This is a genomic window from Nocardioides immobilis, assembly GCF_003515065.1.
Classification (GTDB): Bacteria; Actinomycetota; Actinomycetes; order Propionibacteriales; family Nocardioidaceae; genus Nocardioides; species Nocardioides immobilis.
In genome coordinates, this window is sequence record NZ_QXGH01000033.1 from 37,785 (window position 1) to 61,196 (window position 23,412).

Consider the following 23,412-nt stretch of genomic DNA (forward strand, 5'->3'; position numbering starts at 1 on the left):
CATCGAAGAAGGCTGACGCATGGCAACGACGAACGACCTGAAGAACGGCATGGTTCTCAAGCTGGAAAACCAGCTCTGGCAGGTGGTCGAGTTCCAGCACGTCAAGCCCGGCAAGGGCCCTGCGTTCGTGCGCACCAAGCTCAAGCACGTCGAGTCGGGCAAGAACGTCGACAAGACCTTCAACGCCGGCACCAAGGTCGAGACCGCCACGGTCGACCGCCGCACGATGCAGTACCTCTACAACGACGGCACCAGCTACGTGTTCATGGACACGGGCACCTACGACCAGATCGAGGTCGACCCCGACATCGTCGGCGGCGCCAAGAACTTCCTGCTCGAGAACATGGAGGCGATCGTCGCCACCAACGAGGGCCGCGTGCTCTTCATCGAGCTTCCCGCGTCGGTCGAGCTGACGATCACCTACACCGAGCCGGGCGTCGTGGGCGACTCCGCGACCGGCCGCACCAAGCCCGCCACCCTCGAGACGGGTGCCGAGATCCAGGTGCCGCTGTTCATCGAGCAGGGCGAGAAGATCAAGGTCGACACCCGCGACGGTGGCTCCTACCTCAGCCGCGTGAAGTCCTGATGGCTGCTGGTGGCGCGCGCTCCAAGGCCCGCAAGCGGGCCCTGGACCTGCTCTTCGCCGCTGACCTGCGGCGGGAGTCGGCCGGCGAGACCCTCGACCGGTCCATCGCCGAGGGCGCGGCCCCGACCAACCCCTACACCGAGACGCTGGTGCGCGGCGTGGTCGACCACCTCACGCGCATCGACGAGGTGCTCGCCAGCTACGCCCAGGGCTGGACGCTCGACCGGATGCCGGCGGTCGACCGCAACGTGCTGCGGATCGGCGTGTTCGAGCTGCTGTACGTCGACGACGTCCCGGACGCGGTCGCCGTCACCGAGGCGCTGGCGCTGGTGCGGGAGCTCTCCACCGACGAGTCGCCGTCGTTCGTCAACGGCGTCCTCGGCGCGATCGTGAAGAGCAAGCCCAGCCTGATCGCCTGAATCGTCCGTCTTAGATCCGCAAGTCGGTTCCGTCCGGCGCCCGCTCATGGAATGTTTGACCAATGAGCGAGAGCATCGACGTCGCCGTCATCGGTCTCGGCCCGGGAGGGGAGCACGTCGCCGCGCAGCTGGCGCAGGCCGGGCTCACCGTTCTCGGCGTGGAGAAGAACCTGGTCGGCGGTGAGTGCCCCTACTACGGGTGCATCCCCTCGAAGATGATGATCCGGGCGGCCAACGCCCTCGCCGAGGCACGCCGGGTGCCCGACCTCGGTGGATCGGTCGAGGTGACACCCGACTGGACTCCGGTCGCGAAGCGGATCTCCGACGAGGCGACCGACGCCTGGAACGACCAGGTGGCGGTCGACCGGCTCATCGACAACGGTGGCCGGTTCACCCGCGGACACGGCCGGTTGGCCGGACCGGGCAAGGTCGTCGTGGAGACCGACGACGGCACCGAGGAGTACGACGTGAGCCGCGGCGTCGTGCTCAACGTCGGCACGTCGCCCGCGGTCCCGCCGGTGCCCGGGCTGGCGAACACGCCGTACTGGACCAACCGCGACGTTGTCCAGGTCAAGAACCTCCCGGACACCATGATCGTGCTCGGCGGCGGCGCGATCGGCTGTGAGATCGCGCAGGCCTTCGCCCGCTTCGGCGTCCAGGTCACCATCCTGGAGGTCGCGGACCGGATCCTCGGTCCCGAGGAGCCGGAAGCGAGCGCGGTCGTTGCCGAGGCAATGGCTGCGGAGGGCATCGACGTGCGCGTCGGTGTGCAGATCACTCGGGTCGACCACACGCCCCGGCCCGGATTCACCGTCTCTCTTGACGGCGGCAGTGCCATCGCGGCGGGGGCGCTGCTCGTGGCCGCCGGTCGCCGTACCAACCTGTCCGACCTGGGCCTCGACTCCGTCGGCCTCGACCCCTCCGCGCGGTTCCTGGACACCGACGAGCAGATGCGGGCCGGCGACAACCTCTGGGCGGTCGGTGACATCACCGGCAAGGGCCTGTTCACCCACGTCTCGATGTACCAGGCCGAGATCGCTGTGCGGTCGATCCTCGGAAAGGACGGGCCGTGGGCCGACTACACGGCGGTCAGCCGAGCGACGTTCACCGACCCGGAGGTGGGCTCGGTCGGGCTCACCGAGGCGCAGGCGCGCGACGCCGGCATCCGGGTGGCGACCGGCAGCTACCAGCTGCCGTACTCGAGCCGGGGGTGGATCCACAAGAGCGGCAACCACGGCGTGATCAAGGTGGTCGCCGACGCCGACCGCGGCGTCCTCGTCGGCGGTACGACGGTGGGCCCGTCGGGCGGGGAGATGATCGGGCTGATCGCGACGGCAGTGCACGCCGCGGTGCCGGTCTCGAAGCTGCTGACGATGCACTACGCCTACCCGACCTTCCACCGGGCGATCGAGAACGCCATCAAGGAGCTCGACATGTGATTTTCGGCCGAGCTTGTCACGTGCCGATTTTCAGTGCTTCGCCCCCGGGTTAGGGTCTGGCCAGTCGTTCCGCCGCTTCTCGGGAGGTAGCAGTGAGCCAGCCGTCCGCCGACTCCGACACCGGTCACAACACGTCCGACCGGCTCTTCACGCCCGAAGAGCTGGAGATCTTCGCCCGTCGCCAGGTCGAGGCTGCGCGCACCGGCGCGGACGTCGATCCGCTCAGCGACCCGATCGACGCCGATCCGCTGGCGACCGCCACGGTCCCGCGCGGTCCGATGCCCTCCGGCCCGCCTCCGTCGGCGCCGCCCACGGCACCACCTCCGTCGGCGCCGCCCACGGCACCACCGCCGTCGGTGGTGCCCCAGATCCAGAACCTGGTCCCCGCCGAGCCACGCCGGTTCATGACCGCGACCGACTTCCTCGACCGCCGGGCGAACGACCTGCACCAAGGGCCGGCCACCTGGGGCTGGAGGGGCAGGGTCCGCAGGGCCAGCGGCGGCCTGGTCAAGCCGAAGATGGGCGCCAAGGAGCAGGCCTACCACGCGGATCGGCAGGCCATCCAGAAGGACTTCGCCGGACCGCGCACGATCGCGTTCATCAACCCCAAGGGCGGGGCCGCCAAGACGACCGGCGTTCTCGCGGCCGGCTTCACGTTCGGCACCGTGCGCGGTGGCGGGGTGGTGGCGTGGGACAACAACGAGACCCGCGGCACGCTCGGCATCCGGGGCCAGCGCAGCAACCACCGCAACACGACCCGGGAGCTGCTCGAGGACCTGGGCCGGTTCAAGGACGTCTACCAGTCCCGCATCGGCGACCTGGGTGCCTTCGTCCGGTCCCAGGGGGACGCCCACTTCGACGTGCTCGCCTCGGACGAGCGGCCCGACGTCACCGGCATCATCCACGCCGCGGACTTCGCCGACGTGCACGGCCTGCTCCAGCGGTTCTACCGCTTGATCCTGGTCGACACCGGCAACAACATGCGGGCCGAGAACTGGCTCGCCGCCGCGGAGGCGGCCGACCTGCTCGTCGTCACCAGCACCGTCCGCGAGGACACCGGCTACAGCGGTCTCTGGATGCTGGACGCCCTGCAGGACGCCGGCTACGCCAACCTCAAGCACAAGACGATCACCGTGCTGTCCGACCCGAGCGACAAGGTCGACACCCGGCTCGCGAACGACCTGGTCCAGGTCTACGAGCAGCGGACCCGCGGGGTCTACCGGGTGCCCTACGACCCGGCCCTCGTGTCCGGCTCGGTCGTGCCCTACAGCCAGCTCAGCGAGGCGACCCAGCGGTCGTGGCTGGCGGCGTGCGCGGCGATGGCACAGGCGCTCTGAGCCTGAGCGCGCTCATCCGCCGGGCGTCGAGCGGGGCAGCAGGATCGCTCCCGGGTTGAGGATGCCGTCGGGATCGAGCGCGTCCTTGATGCGCCGGGTCAGCGCGATCACGTCGTCGCCGAGCTGGTCGGGGAGCGCGGCCCGCTTGGCGCGCCCCACGCCGTGCTCGCCGGTGATGGTGCCGCCGAGCCCGATCGCCAGCGCCATCACCTCCGCGAACGCGCGACGGGCGCGGTCGACCGAGTCGGGATCTGCGGCGTCGTACACGATGATCGGATGGGTGTTGCCGTCGCCGGCATGGGCCACGACAGCGATCTCGACACCGGATCGGGCTGCGATGGCGGCAACGCCGTCGACCAGGTCAGGGAGCAGCGGCACCGGGACCCCGACATCCTCGAAGAGCACGCTGCCCCCGCTGCTCGAGAGCGAGGAAGGCGTTGCGGCGGCCGGCGACGAACATCGAGGCCTCCTCCGCGTCCGTCGTGGTGAACACCTCGACGGCACCGGCCGCCTCACAGCTCTCCCGCATCAGCTCGACCTCGGCCGCGCAGGCGGCACCGGGCGCGTCGGACTGGGCGATCAGCAACGCACCCGATGCCCGGTCCAGGCCGTGGGAGCGCCAGTCCTCGACGGCGTTGATCGTCGCGTGGTCCATGAGCTCGAGCATGGAGGCGCGGACCCTGCTGCGGATCGCCACGACCGCCCGGGACGCGGCGGTCATCGTCGAGAAGCTGCTGACGAGAGTGGCGCCGGCGGTCTGGGCCGGGATCAGCCGAAGGACGGCCCGGGTGATGATGCCGAGGGTCCCTTCGCTGCCGACGAAGAGCTTCAACAGCGAGAGCCCGGCGACGTCCTTGATCTGCTTGCCACCCAGGCGGACCAGGCTGCCATCGGCGAGCACCACGTCCATGCCGAGGACGTAGTCGGTCGTCACGCCGTACTTCACACAACAGAGGCCGCCGGCATTGGTCGCGAGGTTGCCACCGATCGAGCAGATCTCGTACGACGACGGGTCCGGCGGGTACCACAGGCCGTGCTCGGCCGCTGCTCCCTTGACCTCGACGTTCAGCGCACCCGGCTCGACGATCGCGACCTGGCTGGCGGGGTCGATCTCGATCGCGCGCATCCGGTCCAGCGAGATCGTGATGCCGCCGTCGACCGCGGAGGACCCGCCGGACAGGCCGGTGCCCGCGCCGCGGGGCACCACCGGCACCCGGTGAGCAGCGGCCCAGCGCAGGGCGGTCTGGACGTGGGCGGCGGTCTCGGCGCGGACCACCGCGATCGGGGTCCCGGCCGAGCCGTCGCGCGCGAAGTCCTCGCGGTACTTCTCGATCGCGGCCGCGTCGCTGACCACCACCCCATCGGGGAGGTCGGCGACCAGTTGCGCCAGTGCGGCGCCGAGCGGCGCGGTGCCATGCGATGCAACTCGCGGAGTGCTCACAGCCGCAGCCTAGTGAGGCGGCTCCCGCTGATAAGCAACATTGATCGAGCGATCCAATGTTGATCTTTGACGCCCCGGACACCGTCGGAGGACGATGAGGAGGCGGCGCTCGGCCGCAGGACAGAGGTGCAGTGAAGGCGATGCGTGCCACCGACGACCCGAAGGACGACCTGTCCGTCAAGCCGCCGAAGGAATGGGCTGCCGGGGTGCCGGGAGTCGCTCACGCGCTCGAGTACTCGCTGGCACAGAGCGGCCCCCGTCGTACGGCGTTGACGCTGCTGAACATCAACCAGGTCAAGGGTTTCGACTGTCCGGGGTGCGCCTGGCCGGAGCCCGGCCACCGGGTCAAGAACGAGTACTGCGAGAACGGCGCCAAGCACATCAGCGACGAGGCGACGAAAAGTCGGATCACCCGCGCCTTCTTCGCCGAGCACCCGGTCGCCGAGCTCGACGAGAAGTCCGACTACTGGCTCAACCAGCAGGGACGGCTCACCGAGCCGATGGTGAAGCGGCCCGGTGCCACGCACTACGAGCCGATCGGGTGGGACGCGGCGTTCGACCTGATCGCCGGCGAGCTCCGTGGCCTCGGGTCACCTGACGAGGCGATGTTCTACACGTCGGGACGGGTCAGCAACGAGGCGGCCTTCCTGCTGCAGCTGTTCGTCCGGGCCTACGGCACCAACAACCTCCCCGACTGCTCCAACATGTGCCACGAGTCGAGCGGCTCGGCGCTGGGGGAGACGCTCGGTATCGGGAAGGGATCGGTGTCGCTGGAGGACATCTACGAGGCCGACCTGATCTTCGTGGTGGGCCAGAACCCCGGCACCAACCACCCCCGGATGCTCTCGGCGCTCGAGCAGACCAAGAGGAACGGGGGGAAGGTCGTCGCCGTCAACCCGCTGCCCGAGGCCGGGTTGAAGCGGTTCAAGAACCCGCAGAAGCCACGCGGCGTCGTCGGGCGGGGTACGACGATCGCGGACGACTTCCTGCTGATCCGGCCCGGCGGCGACCTGGCCCTCTTCCAGATGCTGAACAAGCTGCTCCTGGAGGCCGAGGACGCGGCGCCCGGCACGGTCCTCGACCACGGCTTCATCGAGCGCGACACGGCCGGCTTCGACGCGTTCGCCGAGCACGTCCGCAGGACCGACTGGGACGACGTGCTCACCGCCACCGGGCTGTCGCGCGAGGAGATCGAGCGGGTCCACGAGCGCGTGCTCGCCAGCAAGAAGATCATCGTGTGCTGGGCCATGGGGCTCACCCAGCAGCGGCACGGCGTGCCGACGATCCGGGAGATCGTCAACTTCCTGCTGCTGCGCGGCAACCTCGGCCGGCCGGGCGCCGGTGTGTGTCCGGTCCGGGGCCACAGCAACGTCCAGGGCGACCGCACCATGGGCATCTGGGAGCGGATGCCCGACGCCTTCCTGGACGCGCTCGGTGCGGAGTTCTCGTTCACGCCCCCGAGGAGGCACGGCTACGACTCGGTCAACGGCGTGCGCGCGATGCGGGACGGCAAGGCGACCGTCTTCGTCGGCGTGGCGGGCAACTTCGTCCGCGCCATGTCGGACAGCTCGGTCACCGAGGACGCCCTGCGCCGTTGTCGGCTCACGGTCCAGATCTCCACGAAGCTGAACCGTTCGCACACGGTCTGCGGCGAGACGGCGCTGATCCTGCCGACCCTCGGTCGCAGCGACCGCGACATCCAGGAGAGCGGCGAGCAGTTCGTCACCGTCGAGGACTCGATGAGCATGGTCCACGCCTCGCGAGGCCGTCTGGAGCCGGCCTCCCCGGACCTGCTCAGCGAGGTCGCGATCATCGGCCGTCTGGCTCGCCGGACCCTCGGTGAAGGCGGCGCGATCCCGTGGGAGGAGTTCGAGCGCGACTACGGACTCATCCGGGACCGGATCGCCCGGGTCATCCCGGGGTTCGAGGACTTCAGCGAGCGGGCCCAACGGCCCGGTGGCTTCCGCCTCCCGAACCCCGTCAACGAGGGCGTCTACCGGACGCTGAGCGGCAGGGCCGAGTTCTCCTGCAACGAGCTGACGATGCTGACCGCGCCCGAGGGCTACCTCGTGCTCCAGTCCCTGCGCTCGCACGACCAGTGGAACACCATCCCGTACGCGATGAACGACCGCTACCGCGGCATCCACGATGCGCGACGGGTGGTGCTGGTCAACCCGGAGGACCTCGCCGCGCTCGGGCTCGCCGACCAGTCCTTGGTCGACATCGTCAGCGTCTGGGAGGACGGCACCGAGCGCCGGGCCGAGGGGTTCCGCGTGGTCGGCTACCCGGCGGCCCGCGGGTCCGCGGCGTCGTACTATCCCGAGACCAACGTGCTGGTGCCGCTCGACAGCGTCGCCGACATCAGCAACACGCCGACCTCCAAGGGCGTCATCGTGCGCCTCGAGCCCGTACCGGAGGCGGGCTGACGATGGGCAGGGTGACGGTACGGCGTCCGGTGCTGCGGGTCCGCGACGGCGCGACCAGCCGCCGCCCGGACTCCTTGGCCGCCGAGGAGCCGATGGAGATCAGGGTCGACGGCCGGGCGTTGACCGTGACGATGCGGACGCCGGGTGACGACTTCGACCTGGCGGTCGGGTTCCTCGTCAGCGAAGGTGTCGTCGGCGCTGTCGAGGACCTGGCATCCGTGCGCTACTGCGCCGGCGCCACCGCAGACGGCGGCAACACCTACAACGTCGTCGACGTCGCGCTGGCACCGGACGTGCCGCGGCCGGACCCGTCGCTGGAGCGCAACTTCTACACGACGTCGTCCTGCGGGCTGTGCGGCAAGGCCAGCCTCGACGCGGTCCGGACGACTGCGCGGTGGACCGTCGCGGACGACCCGCTGCGGATGAGCGCGGACCTGCTTGCCGCACTTCCCGATCGGCTCCGCGCGGCGCAACGGGTCTTCGACCGGACCGGCGGCCTCCACGCCGCCGGCCTCTTCTCGGCCGACGGCGAGCTGCTGTGCCTTCGGGAGGACGTCGGGCGCCACAACGCCGTCGACAAGGTGATCGGGCATGCGCTGCGCACCGGTCTGCTGCCCCTCCGGGGCACCGTGCTGATGGTGAGCGGACGAGCGTCCTTCGAGCTGGTGCAGAAGGCCGTCATGGCGGGGATCCCGATGATGTCGGCGGTCTCGGCGCCGTCCTCGCTTGCCGCGGACCTTGCCGACGAGGAGGGTCTGACGCTGGTCGGGTTCCTCCGGGGCGCGTCGATGAACGTCTACACGGGGTCGGAGCGCGTGCTCACCGAGTGAGTGCGGCGCGGAGGCCGGCGCCTCCGGCGACCTCGACGAGCGCACGGGTGAGCATCGACTCGGGACCGTGTCCGGCGAGGACCAGGCCGACCTGGAACGAGCGACGGGGCTGGGGGAGCGGGGTGACCCGGGTGCCCTCGGGTACGCCGAACGCCGGCAGCCAGGTGTGCGGCACGATGCTGGACAGACCCATCGAGGTCACGTGCTCGTAGATGGCCGAGATGGTGTCGGTCTCCACGACCGGCTGCACGTCGACCCCGGCGTCGGCGAAGTAGCCGTCGAGGATCCGCCGGTTCTGCATGACCGGGGACAGCAGGCACAGCGGGGCCGACGCCGCCTCGGCCCACGTGACGGAGTCCCGGGCGCCCAGCTCCCCGGTCACCGGGGTGAGGAACAGGTAGCGCTCCCGGTAGAGCGGGATCACCTTGACCTGCCCGAGCGGCTCGCCGTCGACGTACGTCATGCCGACGTCGATGTCGAAGTCGTTGAGGCTGCTGACGATCTCGCGCGACGACATCGAGGCCAGGTGGAAACGGACGAGCGGGTGCTGCTCCCGCAGCGGCGCGGTGAGGAGTGAGGCGACGCTCAGTGCGGTGGGGATGGCCCCGATCCGCAGCGTGCCCGTGAGCTCGCCGCGCATACCAGCCAGCGTCTGGCCGAGCGCCTCGCGCTCCGCGAGGATCCGCTGCGCCCACTTGAGGACCTGGGCGCCCTCCGGCGTGAAGCCCTCGAACCGTTGGCCGCGCTGGACGACCTGGACGCCGAGCTCGGTCTCGAGCTTCCGGATGCCGGCCGACAGGGCCGGCTGGGTCACGTGGCACGCCTCCGCGGCGCGACCGAAGTGACCCTCACGGGACAGTGCCGTGAGGTACTCCAGTTGGCGCAGCAGCATGGCGCCATGAATACCAGAGTGGCGCGGAGCCGGGGCGTTCCCGGGCTGACCCGGATCGGCACGCTCTCGTCGGGTACCTCCCGGGATGAACGCACATCCGAGCGAGAGGAGATGTCGTGGGCAACCAGGACAAGCTCGAGAACATGGCAGAAGAGAAGGTCGGCGAGGCCAAGGAAGCCGTCGGCCGCGCGTCGGACGACAAGGACCTGGAGAGCGAAGGCAAGGTCGACCAGACCAAGGCCAACCTCAAGCAGGCCGGCGAGAAGGTCAAGGACGCCTTCCGCTGATCTGCAGCTGTCGATGACGAAGGGACCCGGCACCCGCCGGGTCCCTTCGTTCGTCAGTCGCTGGGACTGATCGTGATCCGGTGGATGTAGACCGAGCCGATCGTGGCTCCGTCGGGTCTGGTGAGGAAGAGGTTGGCGGTCTCGCTGCCTTCGGTGGCGGCGTCGTCGACGATCTCGAGATCGAAGGTCGCGGCGCGCTGGCCGGGTGGGATGGTCAGCCGGGTCTCGGTGACGTAGTCGGCACCTGAGGTTGCGGTGCCACCGCGGCCGAGGGCGACCGTCACGGACCTTCCGGAGACCGCGCTCAGCCGCACGGTGAGCTCGATGAGGCCGGTGGCTTCGGTGGCCGCGGTGGTCGCGGTGGTGAAGTTGATCCGGGGTGGGTCGTCGTTGTCGCCGATGGAGCCGGACACGAGCCCGTTGCCGCCGAGGAGTACGCCGACGGGGTTGCTGAGGCTGAGCGTGAACCGTTCGCTGTTCTCGTCGAGGGCGTCGTCGAAGACCGGGACGGTGAAGGTCTTGATGGTGTCGGCGTCGGCCCAGGTCAGGGCGCCGGCGACGTCGGTGAAGTCGGCGCCGAGGGTAGCGGTGCCGGGTGCGGAGTCGTACTGGACGCTCGAGGTACCGCAGTTCGTGCCGTGCCGGGTGACCGTGGCGGTGATCGACGAGGACTCGCCCTTGGCGTAGCCCGGGTGGGCGAACTCGATGGCGCACATCACGCTGGTCCGCTCGACCTCGACGTTGTTGGCCGGGACGGGGTCGACCTGCGCCTCATAGACGCGGGCCTGGTGTTGTGCCGGGCCGGCGACGCTCGGGGCGGCATAGGTCAGCAGCAGGCCGGGAGCGACATCGCCAGCCGCGATCGTCGTGGCGAGCTTGCACGTGATCTTCGTGGTGGGAGCGCCACAGGTCCACCCGGCTCCGGAGGCGGAGAGGAACGTGGCGCCGTCGGGCACCGCGCTGACGACGTAGACGCCACTGGCTGCGCCGATCGCGCCGTCGATCGCCTCGACGCCGGTGACGTCGGCGTCGTCGTTCAGGTTGGTGACGCGGACCCGATAGCTGATCCGACCGTCGACGGCGACCGGGTCGGTGTTGTCGGACTGGGACAGCGCGAGGTCGACGGTCTCCGGGCCCCGGAACCGACGGGCGAACACATCTTGGTACGAGTCCTGCTCAACACTGCTCCAGGTGACGACGTAGTCGCCGTCGGCGTCCATGGCCGCGCTCGGCAGGTACTGGCTACCGGCGGTGGTGGCGGTCACCCGGGTCTCTTGACCTTGGGGAGCGCCCGTGGCGACGAAGCGCTGGGAGTACACACCGAAATCGCTGCCGTCCTGGTGCAGGCTGGTCCAGGCGATGACGAAGTTGCCGGCGGCGTCCATCGCCACCTGCGGGTCGCTCTGACCGTTGGCTGTCGTGGTGTTGACGGGAGTCTCGGCGCCTTGCGGTGTGCCTCCGGCGCTGTAGCGCTGGGCGTAGACGCCGAAGCTGCTGCCGTCCTGTTCGGTGCTCGTCCAGGCGATGACGTAGCGACCTTCGGTGCCCATCGCGATCGACGGTTCGAACTGGCCGTAATTCGTGGTGGTGTTGACGAGGGTCTCGGTGCCTTGGGGGGTGCCGGTGGAGCTGTACCGCTGGGCGTAGATGCCGTAGATGCCGTACCCGCCGGCGTCCTGATCGGAGCTGGTCCAGGCAATGACGTAGTCGCCATCGGCGTCCAGGGCGACCTCGGGGTCACGCTGACCGGAGAAGGTAGTCGTGTTGATGCGGGTTTCGGTCCCTTGGGGGGTGCCGGCGGAGTCGTACCGCTGGGCGTAGACGCCGTACCCACTGCCGTCCTGACCGAGGCTGGTCCAGGCGATGACGTAGTCGCCATCGGCGTCCATGGCGACGCTCGGCTCGTGCTGGGAATCGACGGTGGTGGTGGGGACGAGCGTCTCGGGTCCTTGGGGGATGCCGGCTGCGCTGTAGCGCTGTGCGTAGACGCCGGTGCCGCTGCCGTCCTGCACGTGGCTGGTCCAGGCGATGACGTAGTCGCCATCGGCGTCCATGGCGACGCTCGGCTCGTACTGGGGACTGACGGTGGTGGTGGGGACGAGGGTCTCGGGTCCTTGGGGGATGCCGGCTGCGCTGTAGCGCTGGGCGTAGACGCCGGTGCCGCTGCCGTCCTGCACGTGGCTGGTCCAGGCGATGACGTGGTCGCCATCGGCGTCCATGGCGATGTCCGACTCCGACTGGTCGAAGCTGGTGTGCGTGTTGACGCGGGTTTCAGCCGCGGCCGCCGGCCCCGCAAGAGCCGGCGGGGTCGCGCCCGCCACGAGTAGCGGAGCCGCTGTCGCGGCGAGGAGCAACAGCAGGTAGCGACGGGTGCGGCGGGAATCTGGGTTCATGGCGACGTCCTTAGCGAGGTGCGACGACGGTAGAACCGCCGAGCGGTGGTCGGACCCGGAGCGCGGGAATCCAATCCCTGCGGATGAGAGAGCCCATCCATAGGGATGAGGCGTGCCGGTTCGTCCGGCTCGGACCGGAGCCGCTAAGGTGGACCTAGTTCGACATCCTTTAACGAGCCGTCCCGTGAGGCGGAGAAGGAGGTCCGGCGCGCTGATGCCTGCCGCTCCGTCGGCCCAGATGGGCCGCACCGTTCTTGACGCCCGTGACATCGCCCGGGCTCTCACCCGGATCTCCCACGAGATCCTCGAACGCAACAAGGGCGCGGGCGACCTCGTGCTCCTCGGCATCCCACGGCGCGGCGTCCCGCTCGCGCACCGGATCGCCGCCCGGATCTCCTCCGTCGAGGAGTACGACGTCCCGGTCGGATCGCTCGACATCACGATGTACCGCGACGACCTCCGGATGAAGCCGGCGCGGACCCTCATGCACACCGAGATCCCGGGGGACGGGATCGACGGGAAGGTCGTCGTACTCGTGGACGACGTGCTCTACTCCGGCCGCACCATCCGGGCCGCTCTCGACGCGCTCAACGACGTGGGCCGGCCGCGGGCCGTCCAGCTGGCGGTGCTCGTCGACCGCGGCCACCGCGAGCTCCCGATCCGCGCGGACTTCGTCGGCAAGAACCTACCGACATCGGTCGCGGAGCGGGTGAGCGTGCGGCTCTCCGAGCTGGACGACGACGGCGACGCCGACTCGGTCTCGATCGTCGTGCCGGCACCCGAGGACAACGGAGGGACGGCATGAAGCGACACCTGCTGAGCGCGGCGGACCTGACTCGCGACGACGCCGAGCTGGTCCTGACCACCGCCGCCGAGCTCCGCTCGCTGGCGGACCGGCCGATCAAGAAGCTGCCGGCCCTGCGCGGCCGCACCGTCGTCAACCTGTTCTTCGAGGACTCGACCCGCACCCGGATCTCGTTCGAGGCGGCGGCCAAGCGGCTGTCGGCCGACGTCATCAACTTCGCGGCCAAGGGCTCGAGCCTGAGCAAGGGCGAGAGCCTCAAGGACACCGCGCTCACGCTCGAGGCGATGGGCGCCGACGCGGTCGTAATCCGGCACAGCGCGAGCGGCGCGCCGCACCGGCTCGCCCACTCGGGCTGGGTGCGGTCCAGTGTCGTGAACGCCGGCGACGGCACCCACGAGCACCCCACCCAGGCGCTCCTGGACGCGTTCACCCTCTGGCGGCACCTCGGCGAGTCGAAGCCGAGCGGGCTCGAGGGCCGCCGGGTCGCGATCGTCGGCGACGTGCTGCACAGCCGGGTCGCCCGCTCCAACGCGCTCCTGCTCCAGACGCTGGGCGTCGACGTGACGCTGGTCGGCCCGCCGACCCTGCTGCCGGTCGGCGTCGAGTCCTGGGGCGTCGACACCAGCTACGACCTCGACGCCGTGCTCCCGAAGGTCGACGCGGTGATGATGCTGCGGGTCCAGCGGGAGCGGATGCAGGGCGGGTTCTTCCCGACCCCGCGGGAGTACTCCCGCCGCTACGGCCTGGACGGTCGCCGGATGGCGACCCTGCAGGACCACACGATCGTCATGCACCCCGGTCCGATGGTGCGCGGCATGGAGATCACCGCCGACGTCGCCGACTCCGACCGCTCGGTGATCGTCGAGCAGGTGACCAACGGTGTCGCCGTCCGAATGGCCGTCCTTTACCTCCTCCTGGGTGGAAGCGAGAACCCCGAATGACCAGCGTGACCAGCCCGAGTTTTCTCCTCAAGAACGCAGCGATCCTCGGGGGTGAGCCGACCGACATCCGGATCGCGGACGGTGTGATCGCCCAGATCGGCGCCGGACTCACCGCCGACGGCGCGGAGGTGATCGAGGCCGACGGCCTGATCGCCCTCCCCGGACTGGTGGACCTCCACACCCACCTGCGCGAGCCCGGCCGCGAGGACGCCGAGACGGTCGAGACCGGCACCCGCGCCGCCGCACTCGGTGGCTTCACCGCGGTGCACGCGATGGCCAACACCGACCCGGTCGCCGACACCGCCGGTGTCGTCGAGCAGGTGTGGCGGCTCGGCCGGGAGGCGGGCTACTGCGACGTCTTCCCGATCGGCGCGGTCACCGTCGGCCTCAAGGGCGAGCGGCTCGCCGAGCTCGGCGCGATGGCCGACTCCGCGGCCCGCGTGCGGATCTTCTCCGACGACGGGCACTGCGTCAGCGACCCGCTGCTGATGCGGCGCGCGCTGGAGTACGTCAAGGCGTTCGACGGCGTCATCGCCCAGCACGCGCAGGACCCGCGGCTCACCGAGGGCGCGCAGATGAACGAGAGCGAGCTCTCCGGACGGCTAGGCCTGGCCGGGTGGCCGGCGGTCGCCGAGGAGGCCATCATCGCCCGCGACTGCCTGCTGACGGCTCACGTCGGCTCACGGCTGCACGTGTGTCACGTCTCCACGGCGGGCTCGGTCGAGATCGTCCGCGACGCCAAGCGCAAGGGCTGGAACGTGACGGCGGAGGCGTGCCCGCACCACCTGCTGCTGACCGACGAGCTGGCGGCGACGTACAACCCGATCTACAAGGTCAACCCGCCGCTGCGCTCGGCCGCCGACGTCGAGGCGCTGCGCGCCGGCCTGGCCGACGGGACGATCGACATCGTCGCCACCGACCACGCGCCGCACCCGCACGAGGACAAGGACTGCGAGTGGGCGGCCGCGGCGTTCGGCATGCTCGGCCTCGAGACGGCGCTGTCGATCGTGCAGCACGCGATGGTCGACACCGGCCTGCTCGACTGGGAGGGCGTGGCCGAGCGGCTGTCCTACGCGCCGGCCCGGATCGGCCGGGTCGCCGACCACGGGCGTCCGATCGAGGTCGGGGCGCCGGCCAACCTCGCGCTCTACGACCCAGCGGCTACCAGGACGATCGACGCCGCCGAGTCCGCGTCCCTCTCGCGGAACACGCCGTACGCCGGCATGGAGCTGCCGGGAAGGATCGAGGCGACGTTCCTCCGGGGCCGGCCGACCGTGCTCGACGGCAAGCTGTACAGCCTGGACGGGAAGGTGGCCTGATGGCGATCTTGGTGCTCGAGGACGGACGGACCTTCCACGGGGAGACGTACGGCGCCGAGGGCGAGACGTACGGCGAAGCGGTGTTCAACACCGGCATGACGGGCTACCAGGAGACCCTGACCGACCCGTCGTACCACCGCCAGGTCGTCGTGATGACGGCTCCGCACATCGGCAACACCGGCGTCAACGACGAGGACCAGGAGTCCCGCCGGATCTGGGTGGCCGGGTACGTCGTCCGCGATCCCGCGCGGCGCGCCTCGAACTGGCGCTCGCGCCGGTCCCTGGACGACGAGCTGCGGTCGCAGGGCGTGGTCGGCATCAGCGGGATCGACACCCGCGCGCTGACCCGGCACCTGCGCGAGCGCGGCGCCATGCGCTGCGGCATCTCCACGACCGAGACCGACCCGGGCGCGCTGCTGGCGCGGGTGCTGCAGCAGCCGGAGATGAAGGGCGCGGACCTCGCCGGCGAGGTCAGCACGATGGACTCCTACGTCGTCCCGGCGGTGGGGGAGAAGCGCTTCACCGTCGCGGCCGTCGACCTGGGCATCAAGGGGATGACCCCGGCGCTGATGGCCGAGCGCGGGATCGAGGTGCACGTGCTGCCCTCGACGGCGACGATCTCTGATGTGATGGCCGTCGGGACGAATGGTCCCGACGGGGTCTTCTTCTCCAACGGTCCGGGCGACCCGGCCACGGCCGACGTCAGCACCCTGCAGGCGGTGCTTGAGCGGGGGATCCCCTACTTCGGCATCTGCTTCGGCAACCAGCTCTTCGGGCGCGCACTCGGGTTCGGCACCTACAAGCTGACCTACGGCCATCGCGGCATCAACCAGCCGGTGATGGACCGCACGACCGGCAAGGTCGAGGTCACCGCGCACAACCACGGCTTCGCGGTCGACGCCCCGCTCGACACCGCCACGGAGACGCCGTACGGATCGGCGACGGTGAGCCACATCTGCCTCAACGACGACGTCGTCGAAGGGCTCGAGCTGCGGCGGGACGACCGCCTCGTGGCCTTCTCGGTGCAGTACCACCCCGAGGCCGCGGCCGGGCCGCACGACGCCGCCTACCTGTTCGACCGGTTCATTGATCTGATGGGGGCACACGCCTGATGCCGAAGCGCGACGACATCAAGTCGGTCCTGGTGATCGGCTCCGGACCGATCATCATCGGCCAGGCCTGCGAGTTCGACTACTCCGGCACCCAGGCGTGCCGGGTGCTCAAGGCCCAGGGGCTCCGGGTGGTGCTGGTCAACAGCAACCCGGCCACGATCATGACCGACCCGGAGTTCGCCGACGCGACCTACGTCGAGCCGATCACCCCGGAGTACGTCGAGAAGGTGATCGCAGTCGAGGCCGAGCGCGGCTACCCGATCGATGCGGTGCTCCCGACGCTCGGTGGCCAGACCGCCCTCAACACGGCGATCGCGCTGCACGAGAAGGGCGTCCTGGAGAAGTACGGCGTCGAGATGATCGGCGCCAGCTTCGACGCCATCCACCGCGGCGAGAACCGCGAGACGTTCAACGCGATCGTCCAGAAGATCGGCGGCGAGGTGGCGCGCAGCTTCGTGTGCCACTCGCTCGAGGACTGTGAGAAGGCCGTCGGCGAGCTCGGCTTCCCGGTCGTCGTACGCCCGTCCTTCACCATGGGCGGGACCGGCTCCGGCATCGCCTACGACGACGAGGACCTGGCCCGGATCGCCGGCTCCGGCCTCGACGCCAGCCCGACGACCGAGGTCCTCATCGAGGAGTCGATCATCGGCTGGAAGGAGTACGAGCTGGAGGTGATGCGCGACAAGGCCGACAACGTCGTCATCATCTGCTCGATCGAGAACCTCGACCCGATGGGCGTCCACACCGGCGACTCGATCACGGTCGCGCCGGCGATGACGCTCACCGACCGCGAGTACCAGCACCTCCGCGACCTCGCCATCGGCATCATCCGCGAGGTCGGCGTCGACACCGGCGGCTGCAACATCCAGTACGCCGTCAACCCGCGTGACGGCCGGGTGATCGTGATCGAGATGAACCCCCGCGTGTCCCGGTCGAGCGCGCTGGCGTCGAAGGCCACCGGCTTCCCGATCGCGAAGATCGCCGCGATGGTGGCGATCGGCTACACCCTGGACGAGATCCCCAACGACATCACCGAGGAGACGCCGGCCAGCTTCGAGCCGACCCTCGACTACGTGGTCGTCAAGGTGCCGCGGTTCGCGTTCGAGAAGTTCCCGGGCGCCGACCCGACCCTCACCACGCACATGAAGTCGGTCGGCGAGGCGATGGCGATCGGCCGCAACTTCACCGAGGCGCTGCAGAAGGCGCTGCGCTCGCTGGAGGACAAGAAGGCGCCGTTCGACTGGCACAAGGAGCTGGTCGAACTCGACAAGGAGAGCCTGCTCGAGGAGATCAAGAAGCCTCACGACGGCCGGCTCAAGAAGGTCATGGACGCGATCCGCGCCGAGGCGACGCCGGAGGAGGTCTTCGAGGCCACCGGCATCGACCCGTGGTTCGTCGACCAGCTGATGCTGATCAACGAGACCGCGCAGGACCTGATCGAGGCCGACGAGCTGACGCCCGCGCTGCTCCGCAACGCCAAGCGGCACGGCTTCTCCGACGTCCAGATCGGCAAGATCCGCGGCATGACGCCCGACGTGGTCCGCGGTGTGCGGCACGCGCTCGGCATCCGGCCGGTCTACAAGACCGTCGACACCTGTGCGGCGGAGTTCGCCGCGCGGACGCCGTACCACTACTCCTCGTACGACGAGGAGACCGAGGTCCAGCCTCGCGAGAAGCCGGCCGTGATCATCCTCGGCAGCGGACCGAACCGGATCGGCCAGGGCATCGAGTTCGACTACTCCTGCGTCCACGCCAGCATGGCGCTGAGCGCGGCCGGCTACGAGACCGTCATGGTCAACTGCAACCCCGAGACGGTGTCGACCGACTACGACACCTCCGACCGGCTCTACTTCGAGCCGCTCACGCTCGAGGACGTGCTCGAGATCGTGCACGCGGAGGAGAAGGCCGGGCCGGTGGCGGGCGTCATCTGCCAGCTCGGCGGCCAGACCCCGCTCGGACTCGCGCAAGGGCTCAAGGACAACGGCGTGACCATCGTCGGCACCAGCCCGGAGGCGATCCACCTCGCCGAGGAGCGCGGCGCGTTCGGCCGGGTCCTCGCGGAGGCGAGGCTGATCGCGCCGCAGCACGGGATGGCGACCAGCTTCGAGGAGGCCCGGGAGGTCGCGGACCGGATCGGCTACCCGGTGCTGGTGCGGCCGTCGTACGTCCTGGGCGGCCGGGGCATGGAGATCGTGTACGACGAGCGCTCGCTCAGCGACTACATCTCCCGTGCCACGGAGGTGACGCCCGAGCACCCGGTGCTCGTCGACCGGTTCGTCGACGACGCCGTCGAGATCGACGTGGACGCCCTGTACGACGGCGAGGAGCTGTTCCTCGGCGGAGTGATGGAGCACATCGAGGAGGCCGGCATCCACTCCGGCGACTCGTCGTGCGCCCTGCCGCCGATCACGCTCGGCGACTCCGAGATCCAGCGGATCCGTGAGGCGACGCTCGCCATCGCGAAGGGCGTCGGGGTCCGTGGCCTCATCAACATCCAGTTCGCGCTCGGCTCCGACGTGCTCTACGTCCTGGAGGCCAACCCGCGGGCCAGCCGCACGGTCCCGTTCGTGTCCAAGGCGACCGGCACCCAGCTGGCGAAGGCCTGCGCTCGGGTGATGATGGGCTCCAGCATCGCGGAGCTCCGCACGGACGGCCTGCTGCCGGCCGAGGGCGACGGTGGCTCGCTGCCGCCGGACCAGCCGATCGCGGTCAAGGAGGCGGTGATGCCGTTCAACCGGTTCCGCACGCCGGACGGCCGCCAGGTCGACACCGTGCTCGGGCCGGAGATGAAGTCGACCGGCGAGGTCATGGGGCTCGACGCCGACTTCGGCACCGCCTTCGCGAAGGCGCAGGCCGGGGCGTTCGGTTCGCTTCCGACCAGCGGCAAGGTGTTCGTCAGCATGGCCAACCGCGACAAGCGGCACATGATCTTCCCGATCAAGGTGCTCGCCGACCACGGCTTCCAGATCCTTGCGACCAAGGGCACCGCGGAGGTCCTGCGCCGCAACGGCGTGGAGACGACGATCGTCCGCAAGCACTTCGAGGGTGAGGGCCCGGCGGGGGAGAAGACCACCGTCCAGCTGATCCTCGCCGGCGAGATCGACCTGGTCATCAACACCCCGCACGGCGCCACCAGCGGCGGCTCGGCGCGGCTCGACGGCTACGAGATCCGCACCGCCGCGGTCCGGGCGAACATCCCGTGCATCACCACCGTGCAGGGGCTCGGCGCAGCGGTGCACGGCATCGAGGCCCTCCATCGCGGCGAGATCGGCGTGAAGTCCCTCCAGGAATGGGCTCCGCGGTGACCCTCCCGATCTACAGCACGGTCTTCAAGCACGGGCTGGCCCGACTCGACGCCGAGATCGCCCACCACCGCACCTTCGACGCGCTCCGGGCAGCCGGCCCGGTGCTGCGCCGGGTGAAGGTGCCGGCCGGGACCCCGGTCCAGGCGATGGGCCTGACCTTCCCCAACCCGCTCGGCCTGGCGGCCGGCTTCGACAAGACGGCCCAGGCGTTCGAGGAGCTCGGCGCCTTCGGGTTCGGTCACGTCGAGATCGGCACGGTGACCGCGCTCGCCCAGCCCGGCAACCCGAGGCCCCGCCTGATGCGGCTGGTCGAGGACCAGGCGGTCGTCAACCGGATGGGCTTCAACAACGACGGCGCCGCCGCGGTCGCGCAGCGGCTGGCGAAGCGGGGTCGCCGTGCCGGCGGACCCGTGCTCGGCATCAACATCGGAAAGTCCAAGGTCGTCCCCGACGACGACCAGGCAGCGGTCGAGGCCGACTACGAGGCGTCGACGAGGCTGCTGGCGCCGTACGCCGACTACCTGGTCGTCAACGTCAGCTCGCCCAACACGCCGGGACTGCGCAACCTGCAGGCGGTCGAGAAGCTCGCTCCGCTCCTCGCCCACGTCCGTCAGGTCGCGGACCGGGCCGCCGAGGACGGGGGACGCGACCGGATCCCGCTGCTGGTCAAGATCGCGCCGGACCTGGCCGACGAGGACGTGCTCGAGGTTGCCGACCTCGCGCTCGCCCAGGAGCTCTCCGGGATCATCGCGACCAACACGACGATCAGCCGCGACGGACTGCGGTCGAAGCCGGACCTGGTCGGGGCGGCGGGTGCCGGCGGGCTGTCCGGAGCGCCGCTGCGCGAGCGGGCGACCGCCGTCGTGTCGCTGCTCCGCGGTCGGGTCGGACAGGAGCTGACCCTGATCGGCGTCGGCGGCATCTCGACGCCCGACGACGCACGGGAGCGCCTCGCTGCCGGTGCGGACCTGATCCAGGCCTACACCGGCCTCATCTACGGTGGCCCGATGTGGCCGCGCCGGATCCTGAAGGGGCTTTGATGACCGCACCGTTCGGCGAGAGGTTCGCGGCAGCGCTGGCGGAGCGCGGCCAGTTCTGCGTCGGGATCGACCCCCATGCGGGCCTGCTGCACGAGTGGGGTCTCGACGACACCGTCGAGGGCCTGGAGAAGTTCGCGCTCACGGCGGTCGAGGCGGTGGCGCCGTACTGCTCGGTCGTGAAGCCGCAGTCGGCGTTCTACGAGCGGTTCGGCAGCCGGGGGATCGCGGTCCTCGAGCGCGTGATCGCCGAGTCCCGCGCCGCGGGCGCACTGGTGCTGCTCGACGTCAAGCGCGGTGACATCGGCTCGACGTCGCAGGCGTACGCCGAGGCCTACCTCGACCCGGCCTCGCCGCTCGCGTCCGACGCGATCACGACCAGCCCGTACCTGGGCTTCGGCTCGCTGGTGCCGTTCATCGAGGTCGCCCGGATCAACGGCGCCGGCCTGTTCGTGCTCGCGGCGACCTCCAACAAGGAGGGCCCGGAGGTGCAGGAGGCGGTGACCAGCGACGACTTCGGCGGGCGCACGGTCGCGTCGGCGATGCTCGACCACCTCCGCGAGCTCAACCGCGGCGCGCAGCCGGTCGGTTCGTTCGGCGCCGTCGTGGGCGCCACCATCGACGGTGGCTTCTACGACTTCGCGAGCTCCCCCATCAATGGCCCGATCCTGGCGCCCGGGTACGGCGAGCAGGGCGGCACCGCCGCCGACATCGTCAGGATCTTCGGGGCGTCTGCGCACAACGTCGTGGCCAGCTCCTCCCGCGGCGTGCTCAGGCTCGGTCCCGACGCGGTCGCGATGCGCGGCGCCGTCGACCGCGCCAACGACGAGCTGCGGAGCCTGCTCGGGTGAGGCGCAGCGCTTGCGTGCGGCTGGGTGTCGCGGCTGTCGCCGCGATCGCCCTGCTCGGCGTTGCTGGCTGCGGTGGGGATGACGCCGACGACCCCTACGCGATCCCGGACGAGTTCCAGGACTACTGCGAGGAGGTCGACGAGCAGCAGGCACCACTGAGCGCCGCGCTCGCGGCGGGAGGCAGGTCGAGCGGGCTGATCGAGGCGCTGCCCATCTTCGAGACCCTTGCCGCCAAGGCGCCGGAGGACATCGCCGATGACTGGGAGATCGTCATCGAGCGGATCCACGACCTCGTCGACGCGCTCGACGCCGCGGGGGTCGACCCGGCCAGCTACGACCGTCGCCACCCGCCCGCGGGGCTCGACCAGGAGCAGCGGGACACGATCGACGCTGCCGCTGTCGCCTTGGTCTCGAGGACGACCGGAGAGGCGATGATCGGCGTCGAGCAGCACGCCCGCGACGTCTGCAAGACGCAGCTGGCCCCCTGACCCCGAGCTGACAGCCGGAACTGCACGCGAAAGCTGCCCGGCCCGCGTTGCCCGCCCATCGACCACGTGACTAGGGTGGCGGCTTGGTGGCTGGTCCGGCCTCCTCCCGTCGTTGTCACCGTGCTGTCGCTGCCCGCGCTCGACATCTGAACAGAAGGATCCGTGTACGTGGCCCTGCCTCCCCTCACCCCCGAACAGCGTCAAGCTGCGCTTGTGAAGGCTGCCGCCGCCCGGCGCGAGCGGGCCGAGGTGAAGAACCGGCTGAAGAACTCCGGAGCCTCCATCGCAGACGTCCTGGCCGAGGGACAGAAGAACGACGTCGTCGGCAAGATGAAGGTCCTCGACCTGCTCCAGGCGGTGCCCGGTCTTGGGAAGGTCCGCGCCGGCCAGCTCATGGAGCGGCTCGGCATCGCCGAGTCCCGCCGGGTCCGTGGACTCGGCGCGAAGCAGATCGCCGCCCTGGAACGCGAGTTCGCCCCGGGTGACTGAGTCTCGACCGGCTCGACCACCCAGCGTGACCGGACCGAGCCGTCTCGTCGTACTCGCCGGGCCGACGGCGGTCGGCAAGGGAACGGTCGCGGAGGCGGTCCGGCAGGACCATCCCGAGGTCTGGATCTCGGTGTCGGCGACGACCCGGGCACCGCGGCCCGGTGAGGTCGACGGCGTCCACTACCTCTTCATGGACGACGCCGAGTTCGACCGGCTGGTCGCCGAGGACCAGCTGCTCGAGTGGGCCGTCGTGCACGGGACCCACCGCTACGGCACACCGCGGGGGCCGGTCGAGGCCGCTCTTGCCTCCGGGCGCCCGGCAATGCTCGAGATCGATCTCCAGGGCGCGCGGCAGGTACGACGGACGATGCCGGAGGCGCTGTTCGTGTTCCTCAAGCCGCCGTCGTGGGACGAGCTGGTACGCCGGCTCGTCGGCCGGGGCACCGAGACCGACGCGGAACGCGAGCGGCGGCTCGCGACCGCGGTCGAGGAACTGGCCGCCGAGGCGGAGTTCGACGTCACCATCGTCAACCACGAAGTTCACGATGCAGCTGCCGAGTTGGTAGCCTTGATGACGCTCGGTGACGGCTCCGTCCGTTGACCCTGTTCAGGGGGTCGAGATCGCCGTCCGGGCCGCCGCTCTGATTCCCCTACCGACCCTGTGAGGCCAACCGCGTGTCTGCCCCGAACATCGACGCCGTGGGTGTGACCAACCCGCCGATCGACGACCTGCTGACCAAGACCGACAGCAAGTACAAGCTGGTCCTCTACAGCGCCAAGCGCGCCCGGCAGATCAACGCCTACTACTCGCAGCTCGGTGAGGGTCTCCTCGAGTACGTCGGCCCGCTCGTGGACACCCACGTGCAGGAGAAGCCCCTGTCGATCGCGCTCCGCGAGATCAACGAGGACCTGCTGACGTGTGAGGACATCGACCCGGCCGAGCTCGCCGCCGAGGAGGCAGCCGCCGCGGCCGTCACCAACGTGGCCCGCGCCGACGCCGCCGAGTGATCTGAGC

Annotated in this window: 20 protein-coding genes and 1 pseudogene; 18 read left to right on the plus strand and 3 right to left on the minus strand. The window is 70.1% G+C overall.

What is annotated here, in order from left to right:
- Window positions 1–19 precede the first annotated feature (19 nt).
- The 4 genes from efp to D0Z08_RS24845 all read left to right on the plus strand — a co-directional run bounded on the left by efp (window position 20) and on the right by D0Z08_RS24845 (window position 3,781).
- Window positions 20–586, plus strand: coding sequence for an elongation factor P (efp, locus tag D0Z08_RS24830; protein ID WP_118927967.1), 567 nt, complete (start codon window positions 20–22; stop codon window positions 584–586).
- Window positions 586–1,005, plus strand: a complete 420-nt coding sequence (nusB, locus tag D0Z08_RS24835; RefSeq protein WP_118927968.1) for a transcription antitermination factor NusB — start codon at window positions 586–588, stop codon at window positions 1,003–1,005. The genes efp and nusB overlap by 1 nt, the downstream gene beginning before the upstream one ends.
- Before the next feature lie 62 nt (window positions 1,006–1,067).
- On the plus strand, window positions 1,068–2,444 hold the full coding sequence (locus D0Z08_RS24840; RefSeq protein ID WP_118927969.1) for a dihydrolipoyl dehydrogenase family protein: 1,377 nt from the start codon (window positions 1,068–1,070) through the stop codon (window positions 2,442–2,444).
- Between the two features lie 92 nt (window positions 2,445–2,536).
- Window positions 2,537–3,781 (plus strand): MinD/ParA family ATP-binding protein, encoded by a 1,245-nt coding sequence (locus tag D0Z08_RS24845; RefSeq protein ID WP_118927970.1) that lies wholly within the window; start codon window positions 2,537–2,539, stop codon window positions 3,779–3,781.
- Window positions 3,782–3,793: 12 nt separating this feature from the next.
- Here the strand turns inward: D0Z08_RS24845 and D0Z08_RS33600 are convergent.
- Window positions 3,794–5,222 (minus strand): annotated as a pseudogene (locus D0Z08_RS33600) (FAD-binding oxidoreductase).
- A gap of 140 nt (window positions 5,223–5,362) precedes the next feature.
- On the opposite strand from D0Z08_RS33600, the gene D0Z08_RS24855 reads away from it, so the two are divergent.
- Window positions 5,363–7,648, plus strand: coding sequence for an FdhF/YdeP family oxidoreductase (locus D0Z08_RS24855; RefSeq protein ID WP_118928034.1), 2,286 nt, complete (start codon window positions 5,363–5,365; stop codon window positions 7,646–7,648).
- 2 nt (window positions 7,649–7,650) lie between these two features.
- Window positions 7,651–8,478, plus strand: coding sequence for a formate dehydrogenase accessory sulfurtransferase FdhD (fdhD, locus tag D0Z08_RS24860; RefSeq protein ID WP_118927971.1), 828 nt, complete (start codon window positions 7,651–7,653; stop codon window positions 8,476–8,478).
- On the opposite strand, the gene D0Z08_RS24865 is transcribed toward fdhD, so the two are convergent.
- Window positions 8,468–9,370, minus strand: a complete 903-nt coding sequence (locus tag D0Z08_RS24865; protein WP_118927972.1) for a LysR family transcriptional regulator — start codon at window positions 9,368–9,370, stop codon at window positions 8,468–8,470. The two genes, fdhD and D0Z08_RS24865, sit on opposite strands and share 11 nt — an antisense overlap.
- Window positions 9,371–9,486: 116 nt before the next feature.
- Here D0Z08_RS24865 and D0Z08_RS24870 point away from each other — a divergent pair, with 116 nt between their 5' ends.
- Complete coding sequence (locus D0Z08_RS24870) at window positions 9,487–9,657, plus strand: CsbD family protein (RefSeq protein ID WP_118927973.1); 171 nt, start codon at window positions 9,487–9,489, stop codon at window positions 9,655–9,657.
- A gap of 53 nt (window positions 9,658–9,710) precedes the next feature.
- On the opposite strand, the gene D0Z08_RS24875 is transcribed toward D0Z08_RS24870, so the two are convergent.
- Window positions 9,711–12,050, minus strand: a complete 2,340-nt coding sequence (locus tag D0Z08_RS24875) for a Calx-beta domain-containing protein (RefSeq protein ID WP_118927974.1) — start codon at window positions 12,048–12,050, stop codon at window positions 9,711–9,713.
- A 214-nt stretch (window positions 12,051–12,264) separates the two neighbouring features.
- Between D0Z08_RS24875 and pyrR the strand changes: the two genes are divergently transcribed.
- From pyrR to rpoZ, 11 genes are all read left to right on the plus strand, one after another.
- Window positions 12,265–12,855: a bifunctional pyr operon transcriptional regulator/uracil phosphoribosyltransferase PyrR gene (gene pyrR / locus D0Z08_RS24880; RefSeq protein WP_118927975.1), complete on the plus strand. Its 591-nt coding sequence runs from the start codon at window positions 12,265–12,267 to the stop codon at window positions 12,853–12,855.
- Window positions 12,852–13,796, plus strand: coding sequence for an aspartate carbamoyltransferase catalytic subunit (locus D0Z08_RS24885; protein ID WP_118927976.1), 945 nt, complete (start codon window positions 12,852–12,854; stop codon window positions 13,794–13,796). Before pyrR ends, D0Z08_RS24885 begins: the two co-directional genes overlap by 4 nt.
- Window positions 13,793–15,115 carry a dihydroorotase gene (locus D0Z08_RS24890; RefSeq protein ID WP_118927977.1) on the plus strand — a complete coding sequence of 441 codons (1,323 nt, stop codon included), beginning with the start codon at window positions 13,793–13,795 and terminating at the stop codon, window positions 15,113–15,115. The genes D0Z08_RS24885 and D0Z08_RS24890 overlap by 4 nt, the downstream gene beginning before the upstream one ends.
- Window positions 15,115–16,227, plus strand: a complete 1,113-nt coding sequence (gene carA / locus D0Z08_RS24895; RefSeq protein ID WP_118927978.1) for a glutamine-hydrolyzing carbamoyl-phosphate synthase small subunit — start codon at window positions 15,115–15,117, stop codon at window positions 16,225–16,227. The genes D0Z08_RS24890 and carA overlap by 1 nt, the downstream gene beginning before the upstream one ends.
- The gene (gene carB / locus D0Z08_RS24900) at window positions 16,227–19,532 is read left to right on the plus strand and encodes a carbamoyl-phosphate synthase large subunit (protein ID WP_118927979.1); all 3,306 of its coding nucleotides are present in this window, start codon (window positions 16,227–16,229) and stop codon (window positions 19,530–19,532) included. The genes carA and carB overlap by 1 nt, the downstream gene beginning before the upstream one ends.
- Complete coding sequence (locus D0Z08_RS24905; protein ID WP_245994442.1) at window positions 19,529–20,572, plus strand: quinone-dependent dihydroorotate dehydrogenase; 1,044 nt, start codon at window positions 19,529–19,531, stop codon at window positions 20,570–20,572. Before carB ends, D0Z08_RS24905 begins: the two co-directional genes overlap by 4 nt.
- Complete coding sequence (gene pyrF / locus D0Z08_RS24910) at window positions 20,572–21,420, plus strand: orotidine-5'-phosphate decarboxylase (protein ID WP_118927981.1); 849 nt, start codon at window positions 20,572–20,574, stop codon at window positions 21,418–21,420. The genes D0Z08_RS24905 and pyrF overlap by 1 nt, the downstream gene beginning before the upstream one ends.
- Window positions 21,417–21,908, plus strand: a complete 492-nt coding sequence (locus D0Z08_RS24915) for a hypothetical protein (protein WP_147381535.1) — start codon at window positions 21,417–21,419, stop codon at window positions 21,906–21,908. Before pyrF ends, D0Z08_RS24915 begins: the two co-directional genes overlap by 4 nt.
- A 168-nt stretch (window positions 21,909–22,076) precedes the next feature.
- Window positions 22,077–22,397 (plus strand): integration host factor, actinobacterial type, encoded by a 321-nt coding sequence (gene mihF, locus D0Z08_RS24920; RefSeq protein ID WP_118928035.1) that lies wholly within the window; start codon window positions 22,077–22,079, stop codon window positions 22,395–22,397.
- Window positions 22,398–22,422: 25 nt separating this feature from the next.
- Window positions 22,423–22,998 carry a guanylate kinase gene (gmk, locus tag D0Z08_RS24925; protein WP_118927983.1) on the plus strand — a complete coding sequence of 192 codons (576 nt, stop codon included), beginning with the start codon at window positions 22,423–22,425 and terminating at the stop codon, window positions 22,996–22,998.
- 74 nt (window positions 22,999–23,072) lie between these two features.
- Window positions 23,073–23,405, plus strand: coding sequence for a DNA-directed RNA polymerase subunit omega (gene rpoZ, locus D0Z08_RS24930; RefSeq protein WP_118927984.1), 333 nt, complete (start codon window positions 23,073–23,075; stop codon window positions 23,403–23,405).
- Window positions 23,406–23,412: the final 7 nt, after the last annotated feature.

Excerpts from the sequence above, each read along its gene's own strand:
- efp (WP_118927967.1), top strand. The coding sequence starts at position 20 with ATGGCAACGACGAACGACCTGAAGAACGGCATGGTTCTCAAGCTGGAA.
- nusB (WP_118927968.1), top strand. The coding sequence starts at position 586 with ATGGCTGCTGGTGGCGCGCGCTCCAAGGCCCGCAAGCGGGCCCTGGAC.
- D0Z08_RS24840 (WP_118927969.1), top strand. The coding sequence starts at position 1,068 with ATGAGCGAGAGCATCGACGTCGCCGTCATCGGTCTCGGCCCGGGAGGG.
- D0Z08_RS24855 (WP_118928034.1), top strand. The coding sequence starts at position 5,363 with ATGCGTGCCACCGACGACCCGAAGGACGACCTGTCCGTCAAGCCGCCG.
- fdhD (WP_118927971.1), top strand. The coding sequence starts at position 7,651 with ATGGGCAGGGTGACGGTACGGCGTCCGGTGCTGCGGGTCCGCGACGGC.
- D0Z08_RS24865 (WP_118927972.1), bottom strand. The coding sequence starts at position 9,370 with ATGCTGCTGCGCCAACTGGAGTACCTCACGGCACTGTCCCGTGAGGGT.
- D0Z08_RS24875 (WP_118927974.1), bottom strand. The coding sequence starts at position 12,050 with ATGAACCCAGATTCCCGCCGCACCCGTCGCTACCTGCTGTTGCTCCTC.
- pyrR (WP_118927975.1), top strand. The coding sequence starts at position 12,265 with ATGCCTGCCGCTCCGTCGGCCCAGATGGGCCGCACCGTTCTTGACGCC.
- D0Z08_RS24885 (WP_118927976.1), top strand. The coding sequence starts at position 12,852 with ATGAAGCGACACCTGCTGAGCGCGGCGGACCTGACTCGCGACGACGCC.
- D0Z08_RS24890 (WP_118927977.1), top strand. The coding sequence starts at position 13,793 with ATGACCAGCGTGACCAGCCCGAGTTTTCTCCTCAAGAACGCAGCGATC.
- carA (WP_118927978.1), top strand. The coding sequence starts at position 15,115 with ATGGCGATCTTGGTGCTCGAGGACGGACGGACCTTCCACGGGGAGACG.
- carB (WP_118927979.1), top strand. The coding sequence starts at position 16,227 with ATGCCGAAGCGCGACGACATCAAGTCGGTCCTGGTGATCGGCTCCGGA.
- pyrF (WP_118927981.1), top strand. The coding sequence starts at position 20,572 with ATGACCGCACCGTTCGGCGAGAGGTTCGCGGCAGCGCTGGCGGAGCGC.